Genomic DNA, 9,420 nt, shown 5'->3' with positions numbered 1-9,420 from the left:
CCCCCACCCCCCCCCCCCCCCCCCCCCCCCCGCGCCCGGGGGCGGGGGGCCCCCCCCCCCCCCCCCCCCCCCCACCCCGCTGTTCGCAGCCGGCTCCGAGTCGTCTTGATGGAGGCGTTCAGGTCCCTAACCGGTGTCGTACCTGATCGCTAACGTTACGGATGTGAATACAGAACACCCCTTGCCCGACGAATCCCTGCTCCTCATGCCCGACGAATGGCGTGCAGAGCTGCTGCCCCGGCGCGGTGTGCGTCCGGGAGAGGTTTTCGAGGCCGATGGCGATGCATCGGCCCTCTGGCGGAAATACCTCGCCGCTCACGATCCCGCACTGCGCACGGCGATCGCCGCCGCGACGAACCACGACGCGGCCGAATACCTGGACGGGAAGCCCAACGTCCTAGGAGCGGGACTCGTTGCGGTCATGGCGGCCATTGAGAGTCCGCATCACCGCAACTCGAAAGTGCGTCCGGTGTTCGATGCCTGGATCGAGGAGCACGGCCTGCCGTTCGCGATCGGTGCCGCCGTCGCCGTGCTGTCCCTCGAAAGCGCAAGGGGGACGAGCATCCCGACCTTCGGTTCGCTCGTCGAGTACGAGATGCGGCGGATCCACGAGCGCCCGCTCTCCTCCATGAGCGGTGTCCTCTTCCTCAAAAACGATTTCCATTTGTTGCGAGGCCTGCTCGCTGATGTGCCGGATGAGGAGTACGCGGCGGCCGAGGCGGCAGTGGAGCGGCTTCGAGACACCCCTGCCCGCAAGTACCTGGCCGCCTTGCTCTTTCCCGACCGAACGGACTGGGTGGATGAGGCTGCCGAGGAAGTTGCCAAAGAAGCGTGGACGGAGCTCCTCACCTCGCGACTGGCTCACTCAGTGACATCGCTTGACCAGCTCGCAGCCATGCGAGTGCGAACCATCGAAGCGTACGCACAGCACGCGGGCCTGATCCCACCACTCCTCGACGGCCTCGGCGCTCAGGCACTGCCGCTGCTCACCGCCCCGACTCGACACCTGCTCGAACCCGAGCAGACCCGGGAACGGGTGCAGGCCATCGCACTCCTCCCTCACGACGAGGCCACCACGTACCTGGTCGAGCACATCGCCGAAAGGTTCGTATTCGACGCGGCCGTTACCGCTGCGGCGCGGTTCCCCCTCCGGATGCTGCGCGCTCTCGCCCGACACGCTTCACAGGCGCAGCCAGCGCACCTCCCCCTCCTGGCATCGCTGGCATTGCGCGTCGACGCCCGAGCCCAAGAGGCGCTGGCCGAAACCGATCGCACCTCGGTCACCTGGCTCGTGTCGCAGTTGCGTCCGGTTCCAGATGCAGCCGAAGCGAACCTCCCCGAGCTCCTGGTCCGCCCGCCATGGACGGTGAAGCGACCCAAGCGCAAGCCAATCGTGGTGCCCGGCCTCGAACCAGACGATGAGGAGACGGTGATCTGGTCCGAGGGCGAGCGAGAACGCTACTGGGAGAGCACCGAAGAAATCCGGCTCGGCTATATCGAGGACTGGGATCGGCGCCTCGGAAGGAACGGTGATGCCTGGTGCGAGCTTCTCGTATACGCTCCCGCTTCGATCGCCGACGCACGTCTCGAGACTTGGAGCGGTGATTTCGGCGGCTTGAGCAGTGACGTCCGTGCCACCATCCTCGCGCGGGGACTGCTCGCCCGGTACGGGGTAGCGGTCGCCGACCACCTGCTCAAATTCCTCGCCGTCAAGCCTAGGCTCGGCGCCCTTCTAGGTCCGATCCGGTCCGCGGAGGCGGCCCGGCTCGCCGCGCACTGGTACGCCAATCTGAAGTCGGTCAAGGAACACGGTGCCGCCTGGCTGGACCGGCACGGTGCTGCCGCCGCCGAACTGCTGGTCCCGAACGCACTCGGAACCTCGAAGACCGACCGATCTTCCGCAGCCGTTGCACTCCTGCGGATCGCCGAGATCCACGGCCCCGACACGATTCTCGATGCTGCCGAGGTTTACGGCCATGCCGCCCGTGCCGGTGTCGAGGCACTCCTGGAAACGGCAGCAGCCGGCACACTGCCCGACCGCATTCCGAATCCGGGCGACTGGTTCGATCCGACACGGCTGCCGCAGGTCCTCCTTCACAACCGCGATTCCGCGCTGCCCGAGTCCTCGATGCGGCACGTCGCCGTGGTCATGGCGATCGCAGTCGACATCAAGGACGACCCGCGACTGGCGGAGCTCACCGAGACCTGCGACCACGACTCGCTGCAGGAGTTCTCATGGGCGGTGTTCGAGCAGTGGCTGGCAAGTGGGGCTCCGTCAGCCGACCGCTGGGCACTTGCGGCGCTGCGGTTCTTCGGCGACGACGTCACCGTTGCACGCCTCACCCCGATGATCAAGGCATGGCCGGGCCAGAACCAGCACCATCGGGCGGTTGCGGGATTGCGGGTCCTCGGCGCCATCGGTTCTGAAACTGCTCTCCGCGCCATGCTGCACATTTCGCAGCGAGCCAAGTTCAAGGCCATCAAAGCCGAGGCGGCTCAGCAAATGCAGGTCATCGCAAAGAGTCTCGGGCTCACGGGCGAACAACTCGCCGACCGGCTCCTGCCGGACTTCGGGCTTGGGAATGACGGCGTCCTCGTCCTCGACTACGGGCCGCGGAAATTCAAAGTCGTGTTCGACGAGCAATTGCGGCCTTATGTCACCGACGAGGCAGGCAAGCCGAGGAAAGTCCTGCCCAAGCCCGGCGCGAAGGACGACCCCGAGCTTGCGGGTGCCGCATATCAGCGATTCGCCGCGCTGAAGAAAGAACTGCGCACCGTCTCGGTCGACCAGGTCCGCCGCCTCGAAGCCGCAATGATCAACGCCCGCACCTGGGAACGCGATGAGTTCGAGGAGTACATGCACGGCCACCCGCTCATGCGGTACCTGACTCGGCGCATGATCTGGCTCGCCCATGCTCCCGACCAACGATTGAGCTTCCGGATCGCAGAGGACAACACCTTCACTGACGCCGAGGATGACTCGGTTTCGCTGCCGGGCGACGCCGTGATTCGTCTGGCTCATCCAATCGACATGACCGCTGAGGAACAGGGCGCATGGGCGCGCCTCCTGGCCGATTATGAAATCCTGCAACCCTTCGAACAGCTCGGCCGACCTGTCATGGCTTTCACTGAAGCAGAACTCGAGACCGGCCGTCTGCTCCGCTTCGAGAACGCCGTGGTCCCGCCAGGCGCCATCCTCGGCCTCACCAAGCACGGTTGGGTCCGGGGCAAGCCCCAGGACAACGGCATCGAGTTCGGCTTCCATTTTCCGCTCCCCGAAGGTGGCTACGTTGCCGTCGAGCTCAGCCCCGGCCTTCAAATCGGCCTGGGCGCGGATACCGACGACCAGTGTCTCGAAAGGGTCTTCCTGACCCACCGCCTGGACGACTACTACCGAGGTCACAGCACCGGCCACCCCACCCGCATCGACCCGGTGATCGCCTCCGAAGTTCTCGCCGCCCTCGACCGCCTGACGGCTGAGGAATGACAACTTCCCGAATGCAATGCTTTTGACGTACAACGGCCCGGGTCTGCGGATCCGGGCCGTTCGCCATTCCTACGCGGGCCGATCGCTGGTTCGAACCTGCGCTTGCCATAAGGCGAGGGCGGCTGAGTCAGGACTCAGACACCCTGTCATCATGTGTTCACCGTGTGAATTGAGTTCGCGATACCCTTGCGTCCCAAACCACCCCTGAAGAAAGTTCCTTATGAGCGACGTCAACCGCACCATCGACGGCACCGCGAAGACCATCGGAGAAGTGCTGGCGAACCAGAAATACGCCATCGACTACTACCAGCGTGAATTCAGATGGGAAGCCAAGCAGCTCGCCGAACTGGTCACCGACCTCACGACCAAGTTTCTCGAGATCTACGAGACCGATCACGACCGCAAGGAAGTCGGCCGGTACCCGGGCTACTTCCTCGGTTCGATCATCGTCTCGCGCAAAGACGGGCAGCCGTTCATCGTCGACGGCCAGCAGCGCCTCACGAGCCTCGTTCTCCTGCTCACCTATCTGCATCGCCTCCAATCGGGGCGGCTCGACGCCGTTCCGGTGGAGCAGCTGATCTGCTCGGTCAAGTTCGGCGAGAAATCGTTCAACCTCGATGTCCCCGAACGCAACGACTGCATGAATGCGCTGCTCGAACACGGCAGGTACATGCCTCTGGAAGGCTCCAGTGAGTCGGTGCGCATTCTCGCTGCGCGGTACGACGAGCTGGAGGGCTTGTTCCCCGGCGATTTGAAGGATGAAGCGCTGCCGTTCTTCGTCGACTGGCTGGTAGACCGGGTGCAGCTCGTCCAGATCACCGCCTACACCGACGACGACGCCTACGCGATCTTCGAGACCATGAACGACCGCGGCCTCAAACTCACCCCCGCCGACATGCTCAAGGGCTACCTCCTCGCGAACATGGACGAGGGTGAACCGCGCATTCAGGCGAACGAACTGTGGCGCAAGCGCCTCCGGGCACTCGCCGACCGCACCGACGACGCCGCTGCGGACTTCCTCAAGACCTGGCTGCGCAGCCAGTACTCGACGAAGATCCGCGAACGCAAGAAGGGCGCCCGCCCCGAGAACTGGGATCGGATCGGCACCGAGTTCCACCGATGGCTCCGCGGCGCGCACGAACACGTCGGTTTGCGGACTCGCGGGGACTACCACCGATTCGTGGTCAAGGACCTCGACTTCTACAGCCGCCAGTACGAGCGCATCCTCAACGCCGCATCAGGCGATCAGTTCGACCCGACCAGCCCGCTGCGGTTCATCCGCTACAACGCCGACCTTGGTTTCACCCTCCAAGACCAGTTGCTGCTCGCGCCCCTGCGGGTCGAGGACGATGAGGCGACGGTCGATCGCAAACTTGAGATCGTCGGCCGGTTCGTCGGGATCCTGCTCGCCAGACGCATCTGGAACTCCCGCTCGACCGTCTACTCGACCATGCAGTACGCCATGTTCAACGTCATGCGCGATATCCGCGGGCTCGATCCGAAGCCGTTGGCGGAGGCGTTGCACGACTACTTCAAAGACCAAGATTCCTTCGACAGCACCAACGATCTGCTCGTCCACCAACAGAACCGAAAAGCGCTGCATCGGATCCTGGCGCGGATCACCGATTACGTCACGGTCGAGTCCGGAGGCGCCTCGAACTACGCCGAGCTCGTCGGCGACGAAGGCGTGCACTACGAAGTCGAGCACATTTGGGCGAACCGCCCCGAACGCCATACCGGCGAGTTCAGGCACGCGGCGGACTTCGCCAGGCACCGGAATCGGATCGGCGACTTCCTGCTCCTTCCCAAGAAGTTCAACGCCAGCTTCGGCGACGACACCTATGAGGAGAAGCTCCCGCACTACTACGGTCAGAACCTGCTCGCGGCCAGCCTCAACTCGCTCAGCTACGAGAAGAACCCCGGATTCGTGTCCTTCATCAAGAACAGCAACCTGCCGTTCCGTGCGCACGCGAGTTTCAAAGCCACCGATGTGGTCAAGCGGGGCGCCCTCTATCGCGAGATCGCCAAGCGGATCTGGAACCCCGACGACCTGCTGAGCGCTGCGTCTGCCCCGTAGTTTGACTAAGCTCTAGGACACGCGCAAACGAAAGAGGCACCGTCCATGCCCGATGACCTCGGCGAAAGCCTCCCCGCGGGCCTGCCACCCGTGCTCGGCCGGTACACCCTCCTGCGCGCGCTCGGTGCCGGCGCCATGGGCCGCGTCTACCTGGGCCAGGACCAGGACGGCACGCAGGTGGCCGTGAAGGTGCTGAAGACCGACGACATCGAGCGGTGGCGCTTCGACCGCGAGGTCGCGGTCCTCAGCGGCGACTTCGGGGATGCCGTCGCCAAGTACTACGACGCCGACCTCGAAGCGGCCACACCGTGGATCGCCATGGAGTACCTCCCGGGGATGAACCTGCGCCAGCGCGTCGAACGCAAAGGGGTCCTCTCCGAACGGGTCGTGGCCACCGTGGGTATGCGCCTCGCCGACGGCCTCGCCGCCCTCCACCGCGCGAAGATCGCCCACCGCGACCTGAAGCCGGTCAACATCATGATCCGCGAGACCGGGGACCCGGTCATCATCGATTTCGGCCTCGCCATCGACACGGCGGCCCCCGCCACCGACGACCGCACCGCGACTCGCATCGTCGTCGGCACCGAGCAGTGGATGGCCCCCGAGTACGCCCAGGGCGACCGCTCCGACTTCTACCGCGCCGACATCTACAGCCTCGGTGCGATCCTCGTATACGCGGGAACCGGCGTCTTGCCCAGCGAAGCCGGCAAGTTCTTCCGCCTCGACGGCCTCGGCGAACCGCTCACCGAGCTCCTGCGCGCCATGCTCGCCCAGGACCCCACGGAACGACCCAAAGCCGCCGCCTGCGCGAAGCGCTTCGCCGCCCTGGCCGGGGAAGGCCGGACCCTCGGACATTCAGTGGCCGACATGGAAGCGGAACTTTCCAGCGGGGCTAAGCGTGAGAGAAGTGGCGCAAGGCGGGTAGCCCCGTCCGTGCCGAACGCGAAAGCCGCCGCCGCGCACCTTCGCGCCGCCTACTCCAAGACCAAGGACCTCGTGTGAGCACTCACCAGACATTCGCCGCCGGTTCCCATGTGCGGGTTCGTGACGAAGACTGGCTGGTCACCAACGTCGAGGAGACCGAGCACGACGGCCTCGCCCTCACCTGCACCGGCGCGAGCGCCCTCGTCCAGGACGAACGCGCCGTGTTCCTCACTGAACTCGACCCCGTCACGGTCCTGCGCCCCGAAGACACACACTTCACCGACGACGACTCCTCGCACTACACGAACGCCCGCCTCTACCTCGAAGCCGTGATGCGCCGCGCCGCCCTGCCCCGCTCCGAACAAGGCCTCGCGCTCACCGACCGCTTCCTGCTCGACCCGCTCGACTACCAGCAGCGCCCCGCGCAGATGGCCCTGTCGAACCTGCGCCCGCGCCTGCTCATCGCCGATGTCGTCGGCCTCGGCAAAACGCTCGAGATCGGTCTGCTTCTCGCCGAGCTCATCCGCCGCGGCCGCGGGGACCGCATCCTCGTCGTCGTCCCGCAGCAGATCCTCGACCAGTTCCAGCGCGAACTCTGGACGCGCTTCTCGATCCCATTGCTGCGCATGGACTCCGACGGCATCGCCCGGGTTCAGCAGCAGCTCCCCGCCGGCCGCAACCCCTTCGAGTTCCACCAGCGAATCATCATCTCCGTCGACACCCTCAAGAGCGAACGCTGGGAGCGCCACCTCCAGAAGGTCTCCTGGGACGCCGTCGTCTTCGACGAATCCCACAACCTCATCGGCGGCTCAGGCGGACGCAACCTCCGTCGCCGCCTCGCCCGCCTCGTCGCGACCACCACTGAAGCGCTCATCTTCGCCTCGGCCACCCCGCACCCCGGGAAGGACCGCGACTTTGCCGAGCTCATCGACATGCTCGACCCCACCCGCATCGTCGACCGCGACAACTACGACCCCGACGACGTCGCCGATCTCATCATCCGCCGCACCAAAGTGGACCCCGAAGTCAAGCAAGGCCTCTCACGCCGAGAAGGCATCCAATGGGCCGAACGCGGCGCCGCCCGTGGCATCGAAGCCGCGGCCACCGACGCCGAAGAAGCCGTGTTCGCTGAACTCGAAGCCTCCTGGATGCGGCCCGAACAGATCCGAAAAGCCGACAGCCACCTCTTCGCCTACACGCTCCTCAAATCCTTCTTCTCCTCCCCGGACGCCCTGGCGCACACCATCGAACAGCGCCAAAAGCAGTCCCGGCCCGGAGAGACCGAGGCCCTGCAGCGCCTCGCGGACCTGAACGCGAAGATCGCCGAACCCGCGAAGCTCGCGGCCCTCATTGAATACCTGCGCACCATCGGCATCGACAAGAACTCTGACGAACGCGTGGTCATCTTCTCCGAGCGCCACCAGACCCTCGACTGGCTCAAGACCGAGATTCAAACCGCCTTCGGCATGGACAAGGGCCTCTCGAAGGACGCGAACACCGGCCAGGTCCGCACTCTGCGCGGCACCACCCCCGACAAAGAGGCCACCACGATCATCGAGGACTTCGGGCTCGGCGGCTCGAACCTGCGCGTCCTCATCACCGGCGACATCGCCTCCGAAGGCGTCAACCTCCACCGTCAATGCCACCAGCTCGTCCACTGGGACCTGCCGTGGAGCCTCATCCGGATCGAGCAGCGCAACGGCCGCATCGACCGCTACGGCCAGAAGCGGTCCCCGGAGTTCGCCGCGTTCATGCTCCGATCCGCGAACGCCCCGGCCTGGGACGAATCGCGAGTCGCACAAGCCCTGGTGCGCAAGGAAGCTGCCGCAGTCAACACCCTTGGATCGGTCGAGGCCGAACTCGGCCACAACAACGCCGGAGTCGAAGAGGACCGCCTCGTCCGCGACATCTTCACCGAGCAGAAGGACCCCGAGACGGCCGTCGATACCCCTGCAGCACCAGCGTTCGGCCTCGGCCAGCGCCTGCTCGCCGACTTCAACCCGGTCGCCCAGACCCCGCCGCCGCTCAAGGCCACCCCGCCCGGCCTCTTCGATGACACCGCCGCGTTCGTCAAAGCAGCCCTTGCCAATCCGGTCATCCGGAAGCAGCTCGAGGTCGAGCTCACCGAGGACGGCGACCTGATCCTCACCGAACTGCCCGAGGACCTGCTCCAGCGCATCACCCGCATCCTCCCGCCCCGGTACGTCAAAGACCAGGACCTCACTCGGCGGATGTTCTTGACCGACAACAAGAAGCGCGCCCAAGCTAGCCTCGACCGCGCCCGCGACCAAGGCACGACCGCCTGGCCCGACCTCTCGTACCTCTCCGACCTCCACCCTGTGGTCGAATGGCTCACCGACCGGGCCATCCTCGCGATGGGCCGCGACAGCGCTCCGATCATCTACGCCGACGTGCCCGGCCCGGTCTGGTGCATCGAGGGCATCTACACCAACGGGCTCGGCCAGTCCGCGGTCGTCGAGTGGATGGCAGTCACCCAGCACGAAGAGGGCCACCTGGAAGTCCACGACCTGGTGGAAATGCTCCACACCCACGGCGTCAACGAACGCCTCCAGAACCGCCCGGGCGCCACCGACCCCAGGAAGCTGGACCTGCTCCAAGCCGGTCTGCGCGAAGCGCTCGAGGTCGCCCGTGTTCACCTCGACAACGCCCGGGACGAGTGGCGCACCACCCTCGCAGACGAGATCGAGAAGGGCAAGAGCAAAGTGCGGCAATGGGAGACGGACGTCCTCGCCGGACTCGAAGCGCTGATCGCGCGTCGCGAGCAGGAGCAGGCCAAGGCCCGCGACACTGCCAAGGCCCAGCGCGGCACGCTGCAAGCGCTCGACGTCAAGGGCGACCCGCTGCTGCGCGTGGTCGCCGCAATCCTGCCCGCCGCCTCCCTGCCCAACGCATAGCCCGCCAGCGAAGGAAC

General features: G+C 65.8%; 4 protein-coding genes. All 4 read left to right on the top strand.

Annotated features, from left to right (window positions below):
• The first annotated feature begins 133 nt into the window (after positions 1-133).
• Complete coding sequence (locus O2L52_RS19630; RefSeq protein WP_270117634.1) at positions 134-3,487, top strand: DUF4132 domain-containing protein; 3,354 nt, start codon at positions 134-136, stop codon at positions 3,485-3,487.
• 220 nt (positions 3,488-3,707) lie between these two features.
• Positions 3,708-5,564: a DUF262 domain-containing protein gene (locus O2L52_RS19625; protein ID WP_270117632.1), complete on the top strand. Its 1,857-nt coding sequence runs from the start codon at positions 3,708-3,710 to the stop codon at positions 5,562-5,564.
• A 45-nt stretch (positions 5,565-5,609) separates the two neighbouring features.
• Positions 5,610-6,566: a serine/threonine-protein kinase gene (locus tag O2L52_RS19620; RefSeq protein ID WP_270117631.1), complete on the top strand. Its 957-nt coding sequence runs from the start codon at positions 5,610-5,612 to the stop codon at positions 6,564-6,566.
• Positions 6,563-9,403, top strand: a complete 2,841-nt coding sequence (locus tag O2L52_RS19615; RefSeq protein WP_270117630.1) for a DEAD/DEAH box helicase — start codon at positions 6,563-6,565, stop codon at positions 9,401-9,403. The genes O2L52_RS19620 and O2L52_RS19615 overlap by 4 nt, the downstream gene beginning before the upstream one ends.
• The last annotated feature ends 17 nt before the right edge of the window (positions 9,404-9,420 follow it).

Origin of the sequence: Glycomyces algeriensis, from assembly GCF_027622855.1 — a bacterium.
Lineage (GTDB): Bacteria > Actinomycetota > Actinomycetes > Mycobacteriales > Micromonosporaceae > Glycomyces > Glycomyces algeriensis.
The sequence above is the reverse complement of the archived record's forward strand: the minus strand, read 5'-3'. Positions and strand labels throughout refer to the sequence as shown.